The sequence below is a fragment of the Marinilabilia salmonicolor genome (assembly GCF_003003035.1).
Classification (GTDB): Bacteria; Bacteroidota; Bacteroidia; order Bacteroidales; family Marinilabiliaceae; genus Marinilabilia; species Marinilabilia salmonicolor_A.
In genome coordinates this window covers 1-19,538 of the sequence record NZ_PVTS01000026.1, presented here as the reverse complement: position 1 = coordinate 19,538, position 19,538 = coordinate 1, and the positions used below count along the sequence as shown (strand labels likewise).

The following is a 19,538-nucleotide window of genomic DNA, read 5'->3' as shown; positions in this document are numbered from 1 at the left end:
GGAGTCTTTTCAGTTCACTTTTTTAGATAAGTTTACAGTCATACCAATAATTCTCATAATTTATTGGTATGACTTCGGTGGGCTAAATATTGTAAAAAAAGTAGAGGTTTTTTTCCCAACCCGAGAATACCGTGAATCAAATTTTTCCAAGTTTTACTGGAGTTCCTTAGCAATAAAACGGAATGGGTGTCCGGATTACTCCGGAATATGCAATAGCTGAGTATAGGTGTAGTTATTCCTCATGAGCAAAGCCTGTCTGTGGTTTTTTTACTCCCAAAAAACCCTTATTTCCTTCTATTAATCCTTCTTTGAGACAATTTCCACCAAATGGCTCTCAAAGAATCTACCTCGTTTTTGCTGAATCCGTGGTGTCTAATCAGTAAAGCCTCGTCCACTATATCAAGTACCTCTTCAATCTTTCTTTTGCGTATTAATGCGTCAATCTGATCAAAATCAATGTCTAAATCGGTCAAAATGGGAATTTGTATCTCTTCAATTTCTGTGGGTTCAAAAGTCATAACACCACCACCATAGCTACGTCCGGTAATTTCTGAAAACGCAAATGAAAGCGAATTAAGAAATGAAATAGCGGCCATGTTTCTATTTACTCCTTCTTTAAACCTGATTCTATGAATGGTGTCAGTGGAGGATGCACCAGTCTCGTTCAATACAATTTTTGGGTAGTTACCTACCTGGCGCAACGCAAAACCATCTGGAACCCACAATGAAGGTGTGATATACCACCTTTTTCTTATCCGCGTTTTATAGCCGGTATTAAATCCTTTTTGCTCACCATACCCATATAACTCCCAAAAGCACATAAATGACTTGTGACTTTTTAGGAATTTTTCAAGGCAACACTCCGTTATCCCGAATCTTCTGGATTAGAAGTGTCTGATAATTAATGGTTTACGCAATTCGTGACATAATTCATAACTCTCTCATAATAAAAACTTTGCGTCATTGCGTCTTTGCGTTTATGTTTTTTTTTACGGAATATTGTCAAGGGAAATTTATTTCTTCCTTAAAACATAAAAAACCGAATTTGGGGCAATTCTTTCAATGGGTTTTGTGGGATGGTATTTGAGATTGAATTTTAGCATTCCGGAGATGAACTTATCAAACAGGATATAAGATTTATAGTATTGAAGAGGTTTTTTGAAAAAACTGCCAACAATCTTCTTGATGTGAGTTGTAAGGGTAAAACAAAAACTGCGCGAGATAATCTCAACCGGTTGTGTGGAAAAAGTATTTTCAAAGAATTTTAACGGGATGCCTCGTTCGTTTTTTGTTAACCCGGGTCTTGGAGATCTCCAGTCACCCATCGATTGAACGGGTTCCCGCAGTAAAAGAAATCCATCAGGTTTTAAAACCCGGATCATCTCACTCAAAACAAAGCCTACATTGGGAATGTGGTGCAACGTGCCAAAGCAGGTAATTAAGTCGAATGTACCTTCTTCAAAATCCAATTTCCCGTCTGAATTAGGTTTGATATAGTTTGGGGTGATATGGCCAATGGATTTACTGACAAGTTGTTCTGACGGCTCTACAATGGTCAGATTTTTTATTCGGTCTATCAGGGGCTCAATTTCATTTCCCCAGGCGGCTCCAAAACCCAATGCGTTTTCAAAAATCTTATCTGGTAGTTTGCTATAACCATGAACGATATTGAGATTATTGTAAGTGTAATCACCTGGAATAGTGCCTTTTTGGTCAATGTTTGCATAAGCCTCCGATTCTTCTTCAAACCAATTCTCTATCTGTTCAGGGCTTAAATCATTGCCATATAATTTTTCTCCACTAAAGAACTCATTCATACTTTAAAAAAAATTGTTTTTACAGTAGCAAATGTATTATTTATTTATGTAAAAACTGACAGACTGGCCATTTTACCCGGTTTGCGCAACACCAAAACGATATGACCTTGTCTGAAGGATAAGCGTAGAATATCAACCGTAGATGGTATTTGCCTCTGTTTTTCTATCAATACTCCGTTATCCCGAAGCTTATGGGCTAGAACTATTTAATAATTAATGGCTTACACAGCTTGCGATAAAATAAATAACTCTCTCATAATAAAAACTTTGCGTCATTGCGTCTTTGCGTTTATGTTTTTTTAACGGACTATTGTTCATGGAGTGTAGGATTAATCTACTGCTTTCACGTCCACCAGCACCGAGTTCTCTTTAACAACTGCATCCTCTTTAACATGGATTTTGGAGACTATACCGTCGATGGGGGATTTAAGTTCATTTTCCATCTTCATAGCCGAAAGTACTACAATTGTTTGTCCTTCCTTCACGACATCTCCCGGAGTTGCTTTAATGGAAATTACTTTGCCCGGAATGGGGGCCAGTATTTGTTCATTTTTATCTCCCTGTCTTTTTTTATCTCCTTTGAGGGAACCTGCGGGAGCAATCTCAATATTGAATGATTGATATTGGGTATTAACAGCGTAGAAATGTTTCTTTTCACTCTTAATAATTTCCATGTTATGACTGGTGCCATTGTGAAGTACAGAGTAAACACCGTCCTCCACTTTTTCCACATCCAGTGAATATTCCCTGTTGCCAATGGAAACCTGTAGCATGGGGCCTTCGCGCTTAATGACTTTTATTTCTTCGTGGTGTTTGCCGTTTTTTGCTAATATTTTCATGGTTTGTTTTTTCTGATGTTTTGTTGAATGGCTATAACTGAAAAGTGCTTCTTTGCCTAAAATGGATTGAACCGGTGAAGGCGTCCGTACTCTTTCCAATTCGATTTACCGGATTGACCGTTGTTGAAACGAAGGCGTTTATCCACATGCGACTGATGTTCCACAAAAGCCATAATCATGGCAAGGTCTTCACATGATTGGTTGCAATTTTCTCCCTTCATGAGAAACTCTTCATTATTTGCAATAAAGTGGGTATCGTATTTACCCTCTACAAAATCCGGTGTGTTCATGATTCTTTCAAGAAACTGAATGTTGGTTTTTACCCCGGTAATTTTGTATTCGTAAAGTGCTCTTTTCATCCGTTGAACAGCTTCTTCGCGGCTTTGGGCCCAGACTATCAGTTTGGAAATCAACGGGTCGTAATGAACCGTTATTTCGTAGCCTTCGTAGATGTATCCGTCTGTCCGAACACCCAGTCCCAGTGGTTCGGTGATGTGAAGAACAGTTCCGGCTCCCGGCATGAAGTTGCGTTCGGGGTCTTCAGCATAAATTCTGCACTCAATAGCATGACCCGATTTGCCAATTTCTTTTTGTTTCCATGGCAAAGGTTCTCCGTTGGCTATCTTGATTTGGGCTTTTACCAGGTCTATTCCTGTGGTGCGTTCGGTGATGGGATGTTCTACCTGGAGACGGGTATTCATTTCCAGAAAATAAAAATTCATGTCCGCATCCACCAGAAATTCCACTGTTCCAGCGCCTGTGTAATTGACCGAAGCAGCCGCAGCAACCGCCCTGTCGGTCATTTTTTTACGTATTTTTTCAGGGATAAAAGGGGAGGGAGTTTCTTCCACAATTTTTTGATGACGCCGTTGTACCGAGCATTCCCGTTCAAAAAGATGAACGATATTCCCGTGGGTATCGCCCAGAATCTGAACCTCTATATGATGCGGCGATTTCAGGTATTTTTCCATATACACAGAATCATCTCCAAAGGCATTTAATGCCTCCGATTTAGCTCTTCTGATGGATGAATTTAGTTCCTCGGGTTTTTCGACCAGTCGCATTCCTTTTCCACCTCCACCGGCCGAGGCTTTAATCATTACAGGGAATCCAATATCAGTGGCAATTTTTAGATTTTGGGATTCATCGTCGGTGAGTCTCCCCGAACCCGGGACAACCGGAACCCCGGCTTTTATCATCAATTCCCGGGCTTTCATTTTGTCGCCCATTGCATTGATTGCTTCTGCATCGGGGCCAATGAAAATGAGTCCTGCTTCTCGAACCTGACGGGCAAATTCAGCATTTTCTGAAAGGAAACCATACCCAGGATGTATTGCATCTGCACCACTCTTCCGGGCTGTTTCCAGTATCTTTTCAATATTCAAATAACTCTGTCCCGAAGGGCCGGGACCTACCGGCCATGCTTCATCGGCATATCGAACATGCATAGAAGTACGGTCGGGTTGAGAATAAATAGCAACACTTTTTATGCCGGACTCACGGCAGGAACGAATAATACGAACTGCTATTTCACCGCGGTTGGCCACAAGAATTTTTCGAATCATGAGAGATTTCTATAATGATTGAACTGTTTTTAGTTTTTCTTAACAAACAGTATGCGATTCGGTTCACTGGTTTGTTGTCTTAGTTTTTTTCTATCTTTATAAGTGGTTGTGGTATAGGCGAAACGACAAAGGGGGGTGTTTTTCATTTTGTTGAAGAATAAAAACCATATCTGATGTCAGGTACGCTTTCGGTTTTCTGGAATCAGAGATTATTAGGATTATCAGGAGCGAGGTATAAAGTTTATTCTTCTATTGTCAGGAGAATTATCATTTTTGAAAGGAGATTGCTTCTCCCGATTTTGTGCCTCATCGGGATCGCAATAACGCACTTTCACGTTCATATGGGAGAGGTTGGCAGAGGGCAGGGCAGCCTCGCTGCCCTGCCCTCTGCCAACCTCTTCTCCATCACCCGGAGTTTATGTCATTGCGAGGGCCTTGCCCGAAGCAATCTCTAATTACTAAAATCGCAAAATTAAACTACAGCCTTAAACTTTTGTAACGGTTCGAAGTTCAATTGCCTAGGATTTAATAATTATTTGCATTAAAGAGCAGATTATCAATCCCGGAGTTTCGGGATACGATGTGTCTTATATCTAAAAATCTAACGATCTATTATAATAGAACAAACCTGTCCAAAATAATTATTTTAACAGAGCTGTCGGGCTTGTTGGGTGCCGACCTTGGCAGGTAAGCCTAAAAACAAGGTTGTTTCATCGAAAAATCGTCTTTGTTTGAATCTCACGCGCGCAGCAAGTGAGATGAGTTTAGACGATTTCGATGGAAGAACCGTAGTTTTTAGAGCGAAAGCTGGTTAAGTCTTGATTTTTTTTGATTACTTTTTTGTATCAAGACAAAAAAGTAATTCAGGGTTTAAGGGATGAAATCCCTTTTGAAAATGTTTAGGACACTATTGATAATAGGACACCAATGATTTAATTATTTTTATTAAGACCTCGTTTAAATAAACCGATATAACTATTTTTATTAAACCAAATCAGCCTTGTTTGCCTTATATTGGCAGAACAAATATCAAAAAAATGAATTGCTATGTTGAATAAGAAAGTTGAAAAAAAGCTTGTAGAGCAAATTGAAAAGGAAGGTTATTCATCCAGTTTATACCTTGCTATGGCAACCTGGGCCGAGTGTAACGGACTCGAAGGTGTTGCAGGTTGGATGTATGCTCAGTCGGACGAGGAGCGCATGCACATGCTTAAAATTGTTAAGTATGTAAATGAACGTGGTGGACAGGCTGTCATTAGTGGTTTTGATAAGCCTCCAGCAGATTTTAAAAATGTAAAGACCCTGTTTGAGCAGGTATTTGCACATGAACAAAAAGTAACTGCTTCTATTAATGATATAGTGGAAGTATGCCTGAATGAAAAGGATTTTACTACACATAATTGGTTGCAGTGGTTTGTAAATGAGCAGATTGAAGAAGAAGCTTCTGTGTCAGCTATTTTGGATAAATTAAAGCTTCTGGGAGACCAAAACCTGTATATGTTCGACAGAGACATTATGGGAATGCGTGGACAGCAACCGGCCAGCCTTGAATAGCAGGAAATAATAAAGGGTTTGTAATGAACTAAATTGACAGATTTAACGAAGTTATTTCGGCACAATCCCAAAGAAGAGCATCTGTTTAAGAATAATCGGATGCTCTTTTTTTTTGGTTTAAGTTTATAGTAGCGTATATATTTTTAGAGATTGCTTCTCCCGATCTCGTGCCTCATCGGGATCGCAATGACGCTCTTTCACTTTTATGTGGAAGAGGTTGTCAGATGGCAGGGCGGAGAGGCCGCTCTGCCATCTGCCAACCTCTTCTTTGTTACCGGTAGGTTTCGTCATCGCGAGGGCCATGCCCGAAGCAATCTCTAATAAAAAAAACGCTACTTTAAACTAGAGCCTTTTTTTTGAGTATCTTTAACCTCGTATTGTATTTTTTCAGCGGTTAAAAGTCAGTTGATTTCGAATAGATGGCAGATTTTTTATTGAGACAGAAAAATTTTGTTGAATGATTCTCTTCCTCTGGCTTCTAACCTCCAATAACCAGATTCTAACCTCTAACCTTCTAATTGTCTGCATGCCATTTGGAAGTTTGGAACAATCCAAATTCTATGTATCAAAAAGATTATATCCTCAGAATGATTGAAGAGATAGGCCGATTCCTGGCGGCCTTGTCGGGATTGAAATCGAAAAAGCATCATAAAAAGGCCTTTGAGGATTTCATGGAGTTTATTGCACTGCATTTTAAAATTGAGTCAGAGGAATTGTCCCTCGAAAATATGGAGGCATTGGAGGCAAAACTCAATTCTGCATTAAATGATTATCCTGATGAATTGGGTCAATTACTACTGAGTGGGGGAGAATCGGCCAGTGACGCAGGAAGGCGTGATATTACCGAAACCTTGTATCTATTGGCATGGACTGCTTATTCTAAAGCCGAACAAGAGTCTGACTCGTATCGTTTCAATCGCATGGTGGAAATGAACAACCTCAAAGAAAAGCTGGCCTTGATGGGAATTAATGTATGATACTTTTGTACATGAAAAACGAGGACCTTCCAGCCCCCGTTTATTTCATTCGTACAAAATTTATTTAAGTCATTGGCCGAATGGAACTCACGATGAATTTTGTTCATGCTCTTTTGAGAATTTAGCACTTCAAAATTCATGTTCGTTTCATCAGTATATAATTAAACTAAGTTATTGGTCTGATGGAACTCGCATGTAAGAACTTATACATGTTCTCTTGTGGCAATCGTTGCCATGCTCGTTTCATTTGGAAATAATTACAATTGATTGAAAAATTGTTGTTTTATGTGCATTTGTTGGAAGCTGTATGCTAACCACTAATCTTTTCCCTTATGGGGCTTATGTGGTTTGAACACTTTCATTCATTATTGGTGATGTTAAAAAATATTTGAGATTTTCAATCCTGCATAAACAGTTCTTGGGTTCACAGGACCATAGATATATCCGGGATCCCGGTCTTTGCCGGTGTCAAAATCATTTTGATAACTGTTCAGGATATTTTTTGCTCCGGTAAAGAAATCAAAATCACCCACGCTGGTTTCCAGGCAATAGGTTACTTTGACAGCCCAATCGAAAAAAACTTCCGATTCATTGATATATCCGGTTTCCGGGTCAGCCGCTTTAGGTCCAAAATAAGGAACGAGCATTTTTCCGGTATAGATTCCGTTGGTGGTAAATTCCCAATGTCCTTTGGGTTTCCAGTTGAGGGTGAAAAATCCGTAATTATCCGGGGTTCTTAAAAATCTGGTCTCATCAAAATCCTGGGGCGCACCATACTCACTCGTTTGTACTGTAAACCCTGCATTTATATCAAAGATGGCAGAAGGCGCCCATTTTGCCTCAATATTTACTCCCTGAACGGTGGCACCTTCCTTTTCGTTTACTCTGGTGTAAATTACTTTTCCGCTGGCATCGGGTGTTCCTATTACATTCGAAAACGGGTTTTGGAGTTTTGTATGAAAAAACTCAGCAAGCAATTCCAGATTTGAATTATCTCTTTCACTGGTGTAGCTCAGTGACCCGGTGAAGCTATGACTTGTTTCCTGTTTAAGTCCGGGATCATTTTGGTGGATTACCTGTCGGCTGTCAGAGGTTTCTATATGCAGGTCTTCATCGAAAACCTGGGGTGCTCTGTAACCTTTTGCATAACTGGCTCTCACCTGAAAAGGATTTGTCAGTCCATACAATAAGGTAAATCTGGGACTTAAAACATTGTTAGATATGTTGTTGCCGCTGATGTTATCAGTAATACTGTAATGATCCAGACGCACACCTCCGGAAATAGAAAAGTCATGAAGTTTCTTTTCCAGTTGAGCAAATGCTCCTCCAACCATTGTTTCCTGATCGGCAATGGTACGCGAAGGAACTTCTATTTCCGAAATTTCCATAGTATTCTCATTAACCTGAAATTCCCGGTATCCCAGCTTCTTATCCAATAGGTTGCCACCATTAATTTCGGCACCTGAGATGATATTCATGCCCGGAGTAAGGATTTTGTACTGAACACCTCCCGAGTAAGTCAAATCATGTGTATTGCCATACCCATCCAAAGCCTTTCCGGCCCCATAGTAAGAATCTCTTTTGATGTCCTGGGCTGCCAAATAGGTATTAAGTTCCTGATTTGCTCCTGTAAACAAATGCCAGGAGATGCTGCCGGTATTGATGTTATGTTCCGTAGCTTCTGTTACCCATGCCTCATGGTAAGGAAGGTCAAAACTGTCTCCCCCTCTTCGGTGTTCGCTAATATGAAAGAAGTCGGTCACCAGTTTGCTTTTGTATCCGGTTCGCAACGACCACTGTGCGCCCAGCGTGTTGTTGTTAATCTCGGAAAGTTCGGAGAAGCCATCATCATTTGCATCAAACGGAGTCCGTTTTCTTAGTGAGCCAAAAAGGGCCAGTCCGTTTTTATTCTCTTCACCGGTGAGTGTTGCGTTGAAATTGACCTGCTGTTCATTGCCGGTGTCTGCTTCATCCAGAAAACTTCCAATCTGTGAAGTTTGTGCACTGATGGAATATTGATTATTAACAGGTTCCCGGGTTATGACATTTACTGTTCCGGCAATAGCGTTACTTCCGTATAATGCCGAACCACCCCCGCGAACGACTTCAATTCGCTCAATCATATTGGATGGCATCAGTTCCAGTCCGTACACCGCTGCCAGCCCGCTGAAAATAGGTCTTCCGTTAATCAGAATTTGAGAGTAGGGCCCGTCAAGCCCATTCATGCGCAGTGAGTTTGCACCACAGTTTCCACAATTGTTTTCAATTCGCAGGCCTGGGCTGTATGCCAGTCCCTCGCTAAGGTTGGCTGTCTGTACAGCCTGAAGCATCGCATTATTAATTGTATTGACAATGATTGAAGATTCTTTTCTTTTTTCACTGTTTCGGTCAGCGGTGACAACAACTTGTTCTAGGCCCAAAATATCCTCTTCGATGTCCAGTTTTAAATGGTGGGTTTCCCCTGCAGTTATCATTATTTCTTTTTCTGCAGGTTTGTAACCCAATGCTCTTACCACAACCGTTTGTTTTCCTTCAGGTGCAGAAATTTCAAAATAACCATTTTCCGTTGTCGCTGCACCAATCATGGTCGATTTTATCTGTACCGTTGCATAAGGCAATGGGTCTCCATTGGTGGTGATGCGTCCTTCCAGTATGGCAGTTGGAGGATTTTTTCCTTCGCGGGTTCCGGTTGCTGAAACCAGAAATGAATTGGTGAACACAAAGAAGAGAAAAATGAAGTGAGTGAAGTTGCTAAATTTCATTTATTTGTAGTTTATTATCTTTGTCAGAGCCGGCCTGAGCACATGCCGGGTTTGTGGTTTCTTTTATGTGTTGGCCCATTAACAGGATGAAATACTTTTTTTGAGAGTTGATTTTTTATTCGTGAAAACAAGTTCTCAGTCTCATTGGCCCAAAAGCTCTCCATCTTTGAAACAGGATTTGTTTCAGACAGCATGAACCGGTTAGATCACCCAACGCAATGTTTTTCGTTAATGGTTCTTTTTAAGACTGGTAAAACCTTTTAGATTTTCCGGGCTTTTTTAATTGTTGCCAATTTGGGGTGTTAAACGGAATGGACGGGAGGAGCTCTTAATAAGCTGAAAGTTTCTGAAGAAAATGGGGTTCCCGGTTTTTGAGCTAACCAGGTGAAAATTTGAAAAGACTGATTAAAACTAAATTCAGCTAATCCGTTTTTAAAAAAATGATTGAAAACGGAAAAAAACGAATAGCTATATGAAGTGTGTTCGTGCTGTTTGGACTCTTCATTCGAGGTGGAGTTTGAGTCGGCTTCATTATTATCCGCTACCTGTTCAGTGAAGAAGTGAGCATGAATAATTCTGGTACCATCCCCTAAAATGTGTGTGTGGATGAAGAATGCGTAGGAAACAATAATAAATAATTGCGCCAGAATTAATGACACACTTATTGGTTTCTTACTGATGGGTGTTCTTAAGTATGTAAAACTTTTCTTCATCGGGTGCAAAAATAACACCCTTAATTAAAGTGTCCTATCCCTAAATGTTGGCATTTTTTCATCCACCGGATTTTTTTGTCTTTAAAAACCCATTGTTTTTTAGATGCTCGATGATTCTGTTGCAAAAATCGCCCTGAATAATAATTTCCCCATTTTTTACTGAACCACCTGTTCCGCATGCACTTTTTAGTTTTTTCCCCAGTTCCTGTAAATCTTCTTCCGGTCCTTGAAACCCGGTGACAAGAGTCACTACTTTGCCTTTGCGCTGTTTACGGTCGAGCATTACCCGAAGATTTTGTTTTTCCGGAGCCAGAAACTCTACTTCCTCCTCTTCAATAAAATCATTGGGATCAAAATCAGGATTTGTGCTAAAAACCATTCCTCCCTGAGTGTTCTTTCTCTTTTTTGCGCACATAGTGTTTTTGTTTATTTACATGACAAAAATAGGGGATAATTTGTGAAACGTAGTTCGAAGATGTCAATAAATTGGGTTAAAAAGTTGGATAATGTATGTTAGTTATTTTTATCCATTGTAAATTAGGGGCCTTGCAGAGTATATTCTTTGCCCTGAAATAGGATATTATTACTTTTGCACTCAATTTTTTGCATGATTGTAATGTAAAAAATAGAATCAAAACCTAATTTATAACTTACCAGTTGCAAAATGAATAAAGTTGTAAGTAAAGAATTTTTTTCCGAGAATGTTGTTCGTTTGGAAATTGAAGCACCTCGCATTGCAAAAGCACGACGTGCCGGACACTTTGTAATTTTACGTGTAGATGAGAAAGGTGAACGGATTCCGCTCACAATTTCCGGTTCAAATGTTGCTAAAGGTACCATTACACTTGTTATTCAGCGTGTAGGAGTGACTTCCAGGAAACTTGCGGAGTTGGAACCCGGTGATATGATTACTGACCTGGTGGGGCCATTGGGGCAGGCTACAGATGTTAAAAAAGCAGGAACCATTCTCGCTTGTGGAGGCGGAGTAGGAGTAGCACCTCTGTTGCCTATTGTTGAAGCCAACAAAAAGGCCGGAAACAGAGTGATTTCAATTATAGCTGCCAGGAGTAAAGACCTGATTATACTGGAAGACCAGATTCGTGAGTTTTCCGACGAGGTGATTGTGATGACCGACGACGGTTCTTATGGAGAGAAAGGTCTTATTACCGAAGGGATGGAAAGAGTCATTAAGCGTGAGAAAGTCGATGAGGCTGTTATTATTGGTCCCGCTATTATGATGAAGTTTGCTGCGGAAGTAACGCGAAAATATGAAATCCCTTCTATTGCCAGTCTGAATACAATTATGGTGGATGGAACCGGAATGTGCGGTGCATGCAGGGTTACGGTTGATGGAAAAACAAAGTTTGTCTGCGTAGATGGTCCCGAGTTTGATGCCCATAAAGTGGATTTTGATGAAATGTTGATGCGTCTAAGCGGGTATAAAGATTTTGAAAAAGATGCCAATGATCGTTATCTGAACCAGCATAAGTAAACAGAAAAATCATGGATAAACAAGATATGTTGAAACAGGAGCGGGATGCTGCCTGGAGAAAAGAACTTAGAGCAAAAATTAAAAATAAGGAGCGAACCGGTTTTGAAAGGGTAAAGATGCCCGAAGCCGATCCCATTGAGCGCAGTCATAGCTATGTAGAGGTAAATAGTGGGTTATCAGCCGGGGAAGCTGTTCTTGAAGCACAGCGTTGTCTGGATTGTGCCAATCCTACCTGTATTCAGGGATGCCCCGTGGAGATCAATATTCCCAAGTTTATTAAGAATATTGAAAGAGAAGAATTTCTTGAAGCAGCAAAGGTTTTGAAGGAAACCAGTGCTCTTCCGGCTGTTTGTGGACGTGTTTGTCCGCAAGAAAAACAGTGTGAAGCGACTTGTTTTTACACTCAGAAATTAAACAAGCCTGCTATTGCGATTGGTTATCTTGAGCGTTTTGCAGCCGATTATGAACGTGAATCAGGAAATATTTCTGTTCCTGAGGTTGCTGAATCAAAGAATATAAAAGTAGCCTGTATTGGCTCAGGCCCTGCGGGTCTTTCATTCTCGGGCGATATGGCCAAACTGGGATATGACGTTACGGTATTTGAAGCATTACATCAAATAGGAGGTGTATTGAAATATGGAATACCGGAATTTCGTTTGCCCAACGAGGTGGTGGATGTGGAAATTGAGAACCTCAAAAAAATGGGTGTGAAGTTTGAAACCAACTTCATTGTTGGAAAAACAGCTACCGTAGAGGATCTTAAAGAAGAAGGTTTTGAAGCTTTCTTTGTTGGGAGTGGTGCCGGATTGCCACGTTTTATGGGAATTCCGGGTGAAAATCTGGTGGGGATTCTTAGTTCCAATGAATATCTTACCCGGGTCAATTTGATGGAGGCCAATAAAAACGAAACCGATACACCTATTCTTAAAGGGAAACGGGTTGCTGTTATTGGTGGCGGAAATACCGCTATGGACTCGGTGCGTACTGCGCTGCGTCTGGGGGCCGAAAAAGCGATGATTATTTATCGCCGGTCGGAAGAAGAAATGCCTGCCCGTGTTGAAGAAATCAAACATGCTAAAGAGGAGGGTGTTGAATTCATGAATTTGCAGAATCCAATCGAATACATCGGCGATTCTAAAGGATATGTTCGTCAGGCCCGGATTCAGCGTATGGAACTTGGCGAGCCTGATTCCAGTGGTCGTCGACGTCCGGTGCCGGTTGTCGGGTCCGAATATCTTCTGGATGTGGATACGGTTGTGGTAAGTGTAGGGGTTTCACCGAATCCGTTGATTCCTCAGTCACTCCCCGACTTAAAAACGACTGATTGGAGCACCCTGGTTGTGGATGATGAATCGCTGCAGACTTCAGTGCCTTTTATGTTTGCCGGAGGAGATATTGTAAGAGGGGGAGCTACCGTTATTCTTGCTATGGGTGACGGTCGAAAGGCTGCTAAAGCAATGGATGCTAAGTTTTCAGGCACTTTTAAGTCTGAAACAGTAACCGACAGCAACTAAATTTTCAACAAACTCTTACCAAAAAATCTTAAAATGGCTGATTTAAAGACAAAATATCTCGGATTAGAACTTAAAAACCCATTACTTATAGGGAGTAGCGGTTTAACCGGTTCAATTGATTCCATCCTAAAAATGGTTGATTTTGGTGCTGGTGGCGTGGTTCTAAAATCATTGTTCGAGGAAGAGATTATTCTGGAGCACGAGAAAAATATGAAGGAAAAACTCGGCAGTCAGGAGAGCAATCTTGAGTTTCTGGATTATTTTGATTATCAACTGAAAGAAAATACTTTTAAAAAGCAGCGGGAACTGATTGATGAGATAAAATCGAAAGCTGATGTTCCGGTTATTGCCAGTATCAATTGCTATTCGGTGGGAGAGTGGTTTTCGTATGCCAAATTGCTGGAAGATGCAGGAGCCGATGCGCTGGAACTGAATCTTTATCGTATTCCCTCCAAAATCAATGTTTCTGCTGAAGAGATTTTAAAAGGATATTTTGAGATTGTAAAACGGGTTAAAGAGCATGTTAAGATTCCCGTATCGGTAAAATTGAGCCCTTATTTTACCGATTTGGGCAATATTGTTTCTCAATTCGATTTGTTGGGAGTGGATGGCATTGTAATGTTCAACCGTTTTTACAGTCCTGATATCGATCTGGAAAATGACCGTATCGCTTCAGGTCCGGTTTATTCATCTCCAAATGATTATACCGATTCATTGCGCTGGATAGCAATGCTGAAGGAGCAGGTAACCTGTGATTTAAGTGCTTCAGGGGGCGTACATACACCCGATACGTTTTTCAAAATGTTATTGGCCGGAGCAAATTCTGTTCAGGTAGTTTCGGCAATCTATAAAAATGGTTCCGGATATATTCGTGATCTGCTGTCGGGTGTTGAGAAATGGATGGAGAAAAAACAGCTGGCTAATATTGATGAGGTACACCGTTTCGGACGAAAGCTTGTTCCGAATCATGGGGAAGTGTTTGAACGTGCCCAGTTTATGAAGTACTTCGGACAACACCAACAGTGATCAATGAACAATGAGCAATGATCAATGAGCAATTGTCATAAAAAAAATGATTATTGATAACTGATAACTGGCAATTGATAACTGGTAATTGGTAATTGATAACTGGTAATTGACAATTGGTTTGTGGTAAATTGAGAAAAAAATACTACTTTTGCGCCGCATTAGCATAAAGTAATGTTTAATTTAATTTTTAGAGTTTATGCAAAACCATTATGAAACCGTTTTCATTTTAACTCCCGTTTTGTCTGATGGTCAGATGAAGGAGACGGTGGAAAAGTTCAAGAACATGATTCTTGAGCATGGGGGAGAAATCGTACACCAGGAGAACTGGGGCCTTAGAAAGCTGGCTTACCCCATCCAGAAGAAATCAACCGGTTTTTACCAGTTGTTTGAGTTCAAAGCCGATCCAACTTTTATCGACAAGCTGGAAGTGCAGTACCGTCGTGATGAGCGTATCATCCGGTTCCTGACCTTTAAAATGGAAAAGTACGCCATTCAGTACAGCGAAAAAAGAAGAAGTGCAACCAAAAAAGAAGGAAAGGAGAACTAAACCATGGCACAAAATCAAAGCGAAATCAGATATCTGACGCCTCCGTCGGTTGAAATCAAAAAGAAAAAGTACTGCCGCTTCAAGAAGAACGGTATTAAGTACGTGGATTACAAAGATCCTGAGTTTCTGAAGAAGTTCCTCAACGAACAGGGTAAAATTTTGCCCCGTCGTTTGACCGGTACTTCATTGAAATTTCAGAGAAAAGTATCTCAGGCAGTTAAAAGGGCCCGTCACTTGGCGCTGTTGCCTTATGTAACCGATTTGATGAAATAAACAAGGAGGAAAACAAGATGGAAGTAATTTTGAAAGAAGATGTGACCAACCTGGGTCACAAAAATGATATAGTAACTGTGCGTCCGGGATATGGACGTAACTATCTTATTCCACGCGGAATCGCTATCCTTGCTACCGAATCGGCCAAGAAAGTTTTTGCCGAAAACAAAAAGCAGCAGGCGCATAAAGAAGAGAAAATCCGCAATGAAGCTCAGGAACTGGCTAAACAGCTCGAAGGTAAGAAAGTTACCATCGGTGCTAAAACCAGCTCTACAGGTAAAATTTTCGGTTCTGTAAACAATATTCAGATCGCCGAAGCCCTGGAAAAAGATGGTTTCAACATCGAACGCAAGAACATCTCAATTGCCGAAGATGCAGTGAAAGAAGTGGGCAGCTACAAAGCTGTGGTAAAACTTCACAGAGATGTTAAAGTGGAAATTGATTTTGAAGTAGTTTCAGAATAATTCATCCACTTACTTAGTATTAATTTACGATACGTTTTCAAACAAACAGCATAAAAAGTCTGACCTTTAACCGGGGTCAGACTTTTTTGTTTTATAAGAATTCCGGTGTAAAGGACAGCATCAGATAGGCCCAGTTGTGCAGGCTTCCTTTGTTGGTTACTCCTTTGAGTAAGGCCAGACGGTCGGAGGGAAACATTTGAGAATATCCGGCTGAAAAGGTTACTGCATTGTTGACCGGCACAGTAAGTCCCAGATCCAGTTCCACCCCAAGAAAATTCCCGTCATCAAATTCCTTATGGCTGGCAAAATAGTGTAAATCACCTCTCAACGTTGACTTTCCGAGTGGAATGGTTCCGGTAAACTGTAAATTGTGGAGGCCCACCGAATTGATGTGATTACCCACGTAGAAGTAGTCCATAAATCCATTGAACTTGTGATTGGTTCCGTACAACGGTGTGAAAGAGTTGTTGTCTGTTTCACCTGGTTCTGTACCTGATAACAGTTCATATCTACCGGCAATCTTTATCCCGTCCAGCTCTGTATTTGCTTCCAATGCTATTTCAAAGGCACGCAAATCGCGATCTGCAGCATCTTTGCCGGTCTGATAATAGAGGTTTCCTGCTATATTTATGTTGTCAATACTGCTCTGTATGCGTCCGCCAATGGTCTGGCTGTAATAAACATCCTGGTTGCTGCCATTTGCAGGGACAGCTCCGGCAATTCCGTTGTTAAGAAGCAGAATGCTGTATTCCAGGTTGTCGGAGTTGTTGTTGAACCATATAAACTGAAGGTTTTTATAGGCATCCGGTCCGCCGTAATAATTATTGGTACGCTCATCGTTTTCGTTGTGAGCAATTCCGATGTGCAGGTTAAAATCGTCAGTATATTTGAAAAGGGCTACATCGTGCGACCGCGCCTGTTGTGCCCAACCTACATTGCCAAGTATCCTGGAGTCATCGTAAACCAGTTCCTGACGTCCGGCCTTGATAAAGAAACCATCGGTAATGGCAAATTCGCCCCATGCCTGATGAATGGAGGTGGCGAAATCCTCATTGCCCACAAGCTGTGGCTGATTTCCCCAGGTACGCACATCCTGCAGCACAATGCCCAGTTTTACGTTGTCATCATTCGCATAACCAAAATTGAGTCTTGTTCTTTGAGAAGTAAAGAGTGATGAGTTCTGATCCTCAAAAGCCGGCATCCCTTGTCCGTGACTGTATTCTGTTCTCGGACGCAGTTCTCCTGATAAAGAAAACTGAGCATTGACTTTTGGAACAAAAAAGCACCCCAGAAGGGTTAAAATGATCCATGAATGTTTCAGGATAATGTTCATTTTTCAAGGTTTTTGGTTTTGATAAAAAGGGAATTGATTAAAAAAGTTCCAATTACGTTTCCGGTTATTGAGAAATCGCTATTGGAACTTTTATATTTTTGGTTGGAGCTTTTAACTCCGTCAGCATCTAATTGATTTGAACAGGATAGTTTGCTTCCCGTTCTTTTGCTTTTTCAAGCCATTGGGGAACCACGGTATTCAGGAATGTTTCTTTTTCCTGATTCAAAGTGGCCATATCCATTCCAAGATACGCCTGAGCTTTGGCTTTGGTGCTGATATCGGGATATTCGATGGCTTCGTTGTGTCCCAGGCTGGCAAGTACGCGGGCCAGTTTAATACGTGATTCCTGTGCAATGCTGATACCGTCGCCAATGATACGGCCCAGTTCAACAGGGTTGTGGAAAGAGTTTCCGTGACCTGCAGCTGAGAAGTCCCAACGCCATTGTGCATGACGAATGTCCATCAGGATATCCTCCATTTGCTCTTCTGTGGCCCCAAAATCCCAGGCATGCTTGGCTTCCACGTGTGCACGAACCAGCAGTTCTTCGAGCTTTTCGCGGTTATGAGCAATCTGATCCTGACGTTTGTAAACAGTAGCCACCAGTTCTTCGGTTTCGTCGCGGTGACAAACCTGACATGAGTTGGCCACATTGTTCAACGGACTTTGGATGTGGTGATCAGTAAATTTCTGTCCTCCTTCGTTCATATAGGGCATATGGCAATCGGCGCAGGAAACACCTCTGGAAGCATGAATTCCGGTTGAATAGACCTCGTAATCCGGATGCTGGGCTTTCAACATTGGCGCACGACTCAGGCCGTGTGTCCAGTCAGAGAATTCCATGCCGTCGTAATATTTTTCCATATCTTCAATGGCAAAACCGTTGTCCCAGGGAAAGGTGAGATATTGTACACCCTCGACTTTGTCTTTATTAAAATAATATTCCACATGACATTGAGCACACACTAAAGATCGCATTTCCTGATGTGACGCCATGGTAATGTCTTTTCCCTGGCGTTCGAAAGCTTCAATCAATGCGGGACGTGAGATGCGGAGGTTCATTGTTTCAGCATCGTGACAATCGGCACAACCAATGGGGTTAACAATTTCGTGGCCTTTCTCCTCCCAGGTACCCCGATAAAACTCAGCAGGGCCAATTTCGCTCATCAGGCGGGGTACATCAGGACTTTTACAGGTCCAGCAGGTGTTGGGCATAGGACTTTCTTTGCCGTCAATGGGCGCCCCTGTGCGTAAGATTTCCCTGATGTCATCGATGGCATGATAATGACCACGCCCCTGGTTGTACTCCTTTGCGAATCCATAATCAGCCCAAAGTATCACGAATTCAGGATATTTGGCCAGCATATCTATTCTTTTGGCTCCGTTATATTTGCTTTCAAAAGTAGTATCGCTGGTTTGCATATAAGTCTGATACTGGCGGGGGAAATTTTCTCCCCATACTTCATTACGGGGTTCATACTGACTATGCTCTACCTGAGGTGTGTAGGTGAATTGTGCTTCGGCACGGCGCTCCACAATAGAGGAGGCAAAGAGGCCAAGAATGAAAACTACAACAATGGTGGCAAAAAAGATGAGCCATCCCAGCCATGGTTTTTCTTTTATCTGGTCGCTAATAGGTTTCATATTGATAAGATTTTAAGGATTTTGGTCTGATGATAATTATGATGAGTTCTTTGTCTTAATTCTTTTCTGAACGAAGCCATTCAGGAACAGGACTGTCCGGGAGGGGAACTCCTTTTGCATCCGGGACACTGGAAAGACTATTAACCCGTCCGTGTGGTGTTTCTCTGTGGCAATCCGTACAATACCGGTCTTCGATGTTGCGGTGAATGTCAGGTTGCATGGTGGTAAGTTTGGTGTCTGAGATCAGTTCTTCGTGACATCTGCGGCAGTTCTGATCTACCACATCCTTACCGGCCTGTTGAATAAAAATAACCTGGGGCTCAAGTCTGAATGTAAACATCGTGGAATGTCGTAAGCCGTCTTTGGCTTTAAAAAAGTAATGATTCGCAATGTTGTTGTGCGGTACATGACAATCGTTGCAGTTGGTCCACTCCCTGTGAGAACTGTGGCTCCAGGTGGCATATTGAGGAGCCATAATGTGACAATTTACACATGTGGAGGGCTCATCTGAAAGGTAGGAGGGAGCTTTGGAAATATGAATCACAAAAGCGCCCAGTCCTGCAAATATCCCAAGCATAATGATAACAGGGAATCTCCATTGGTCAGGAGGAATAAACCATCGAATGAATTTGAATTGCTTCATAGTCCGGTTGTTAATGTTTGTTTTTAGGATTCAGGCAATGAATTACCTCTTTTTTTCTGTATTAAAATTACAAAAAACACATGCTGATTTTAAATATTTTTTACATTTTTTTGGTAATTTGTAATTAGTCTTAATTATTGGTCATAATTTCACTTGACATCCTCCACCATCCTTTTTAATTTGCAACATCATTAGTCGGGAAAGGGCCCCCGACAAAAATCTTAACATCTAATCCAAAGAATTATCATGACACGATTTACCAACTCCGTGGTGCTATCAGGCACGCAATCCATTCTGACAACAGATTACCCAACTGCTACCTCTCCATAAAGTATTTTCCACAGTACTATTTAAAGTCCGTCTATAAACTAAGT

Annotated in this window: 18 protein-coding genes; 8 read left to right on the top strand and 10 right to left on the bottom strand. The window is 41.3% G+C overall.

Features of this window, described 5'->3' with window-relative positions; genetic code table 11:
• Positions 1 to 284 precede the first annotated feature (284 nt).
• The 4 genes from BY457_RS17940 to accC form a co-directional block, all read right to left on the bottom strand.
• Complete coding sequence (locus tag BY457_RS17940) at positions 285 to 821, bottom strand: hypothetical protein (RefSeq protein WP_181256530.1); 537 nt, start codon at positions 819 to 821, stop codon at positions 285 to 287.
• Between the two features lie 192 nt (positions 822 to 1,013).
• Entirely contained in the window at positions 1,014 to 1,817 is an 804-nt protein-coding gene (locus BY457_RS17935; RefSeq protein WP_106154710.1) for a class I SAM-dependent methyltransferase, read from the bottom strand.
• Positions 1,818 to 2,146: 329 nt separating this feature from the next.
• A complete protein-coding gene (locus tag BY457_RS17930) occupies positions 2,147 to 2,656 on the bottom strand; it encodes an acetyl-CoA carboxylase biotin carboxyl carrier protein subunit (RefSeq protein WP_106154709.1) in 510 nt (169 codons plus the stop codon).
• A 56-nt stretch (positions 2,657 to 2,712) separates the two neighbouring features.
• Positions 2,713 to 4,221, bottom strand: a complete 1,509-nt coding sequence (gene accC / locus BY457_RS17925) for an acetyl-CoA carboxylase biotin carboxylase subunit (protein WP_106154708.1) — start codon at positions 4,219 to 4,221, stop codon at positions 2,713 to 2,715.
• A gap of 1,047 nt (positions 4,222 to 5,268) precedes the next feature.
• Here accC and BY457_RS17920 point away from each other — a divergent pair.
• Together BY457_RS17920 and BY457_RS17915 are read left to right on the top strand one after the other, a co-directional pair.
• Entirely contained in the window at positions 5,269 to 5,775 is a 507-nt protein-coding gene (locus tag BY457_RS17920) for a ferritin (RefSeq protein WP_106154707.1), read from the top strand.
• 560 nt (positions 5,776 to 6,335) lie between these two features.
• The gene (locus tag BY457_RS17915; protein ID WP_146131009.1) at positions 6,336 to 6,752 is read left to right on the top strand and encodes a DUF6483 family protein; all 417 of its coding nucleotides are present in this window, start codon (positions 6,336 to 6,338) and stop codon (positions 6,750 to 6,752) included.
• A 377-nt stretch (positions 6,753 to 7,129) separates the two neighbouring features.
• On the opposite strand, the gene BY457_RS17910 is transcribed toward BY457_RS17915, so the two are convergent.
• The 3 genes from BY457_RS17910 to BY457_RS17900 form a co-directional block, all read right to left on the bottom strand.
• Positions 7,130 to 9,514: a TonB-dependent receptor gene (locus tag BY457_RS17910; RefSeq protein ID WP_106154705.1), complete on the bottom strand. Its 2,385-nt coding sequence runs from the start codon at positions 9,512 to 9,514 to the stop codon at positions 7,130 to 7,132.
• Between the two features lie 302 nt (positions 9,515 to 9,816).
• Positions 9,817 to 10,227, bottom strand: coding sequence for a hypothetical protein (locus BY457_RS17905; RefSeq protein WP_146131008.1), 411 nt, complete (start codon positions 10,225 to 10,227; stop codon positions 9,817 to 9,819).
• 58 nt (positions 10,228 to 10,285) lie between these two features.
• Positions 10,286 to 10,642: a translation initiation factor gene (locus BY457_RS17900; protein ID WP_258176790.1), complete on the bottom strand. Its 357-nt coding sequence runs from the start codon at positions 10,640 to 10,642 to the stop codon at positions 10,286 to 10,288.
• Positions 10,643 to 10,891: 249 nt separating this feature from the next.
• Here BY457_RS17900 and BY457_RS17895 point away from each other — a divergent pair, with 249 nt between their 5' ends.
• The 6 genes from BY457_RS17895 to rplI all read left to right on the top strand — a co-directional run bounded on the left by BY457_RS17895 (position 10,892) and on the right by rplI (position 15,546).
• Positions 10,892 to 11,719, top strand: a complete 828-nt coding sequence (locus BY457_RS17895) for a sulfide/dihydroorotate dehydrogenase-like FAD/NAD-binding protein (RefSeq protein WP_106154703.1) — start codon at positions 10,892 to 10,894, stop codon at positions 11,717 to 11,719.
• 11 nt (positions 11,720 to 11,730) lie between these two features.
• Positions 11,731 to 13,233 (top strand): NADPH-dependent glutamate synthase, encoded by a 1,503-nt coding sequence (gene gltA / locus BY457_RS17890; RefSeq protein WP_106154702.1) that lies wholly within the window; start codon positions 11,731 to 11,733, stop codon positions 13,231 to 13,233.
• A 33-nt stretch (positions 13,234 to 13,266) separates the two neighbouring features.
• The gene (locus BY457_RS17885) at positions 13,267 to 14,259 is read left to right on the top strand and encodes a dihydroorotate dehydrogenase-like protein (RefSeq protein WP_106154701.1); all 993 of its coding nucleotides are present in this window, start codon (positions 13,267 to 13,269) and stop codon (positions 14,257 to 14,259) included.
• Positions 14,260 to 14,458: 199 nt separating this feature from the next.
• On the top strand, positions 14,459 to 14,809 hold the full coding sequence (gene rpsF / locus BY457_RS17880) for a 30S ribosomal protein S6 (protein ID WP_106154700.1): 351 nt from the start codon (positions 14,459 to 14,461) through the stop codon (positions 14,807 to 14,809).
• 3 nt (positions 14,810 to 14,812) lie between these two features.
• Positions 14,813 to 15,082 carry a 30S ribosomal protein S18 gene (gene rpsR, locus BY457_RS17875; protein ID WP_010663642.1) on the top strand — a complete coding sequence of 90 codons (270 nt, stop codon included), beginning with the start codon at positions 14,813 to 14,815 and terminating at the stop codon, positions 15,080 to 15,082.
• Between the two features lie 17 nt (positions 15,083 to 15,099).
• Positions 15,100 to 15,546: a 50S ribosomal protein L9 gene (rplI, locus tag BY457_RS17870; protein WP_106154699.1), complete on the top strand. Its 447-nt coding sequence runs from the start codon at positions 15,100 to 15,102 to the stop codon at positions 15,544 to 15,546.
• 91 nt (positions 15,547 to 15,637) lie between these two features.
• Here the strand turns inward: rplI and BY457_RS17865 are convergent, their stop codons facing one another.
• The 3 genes from BY457_RS17865 to nrfH all read right to left on the bottom strand — a co-directional run bounded on the left by BY457_RS17865 (position 15,638) and on the right by nrfH (position 19,164).
• Positions 15,638 to 16,879: a hypothetical protein gene (locus tag BY457_RS17865; RefSeq protein ID WP_106154698.1), complete on the bottom strand. Its 1,242-nt coding sequence runs from the start codon at positions 16,877 to 16,879 to the stop codon at positions 15,638 to 15,640.
• 127 nt (positions 16,880 to 17,006) lie between these two features.
• Positions 17,007 to 18,521 (bottom strand): ammonia-forming cytochrome c nitrite reductase, encoded by a 1,515-nt coding sequence (nrfA, locus tag BY457_RS17860; protein ID WP_106154697.1) that lies wholly within the window; start codon positions 18,519 to 18,521, stop codon positions 17,007 to 17,009.
• Positions 18,522 to 18,576: 55 nt separating this feature from the next.
• The gene (gene nrfH, locus BY457_RS17855; RefSeq protein ID WP_106154696.1) at positions 18,577 to 19,164 is read right to left on the bottom strand and encodes a cytochrome c nitrite reductase small subunit; all 588 of its coding nucleotides are present in this window, start codon (positions 19,162 to 19,164) and stop codon (positions 18,577 to 18,579) included.
• Positions 19,165 to 19,538 lie beyond the last annotated feature (374 nt).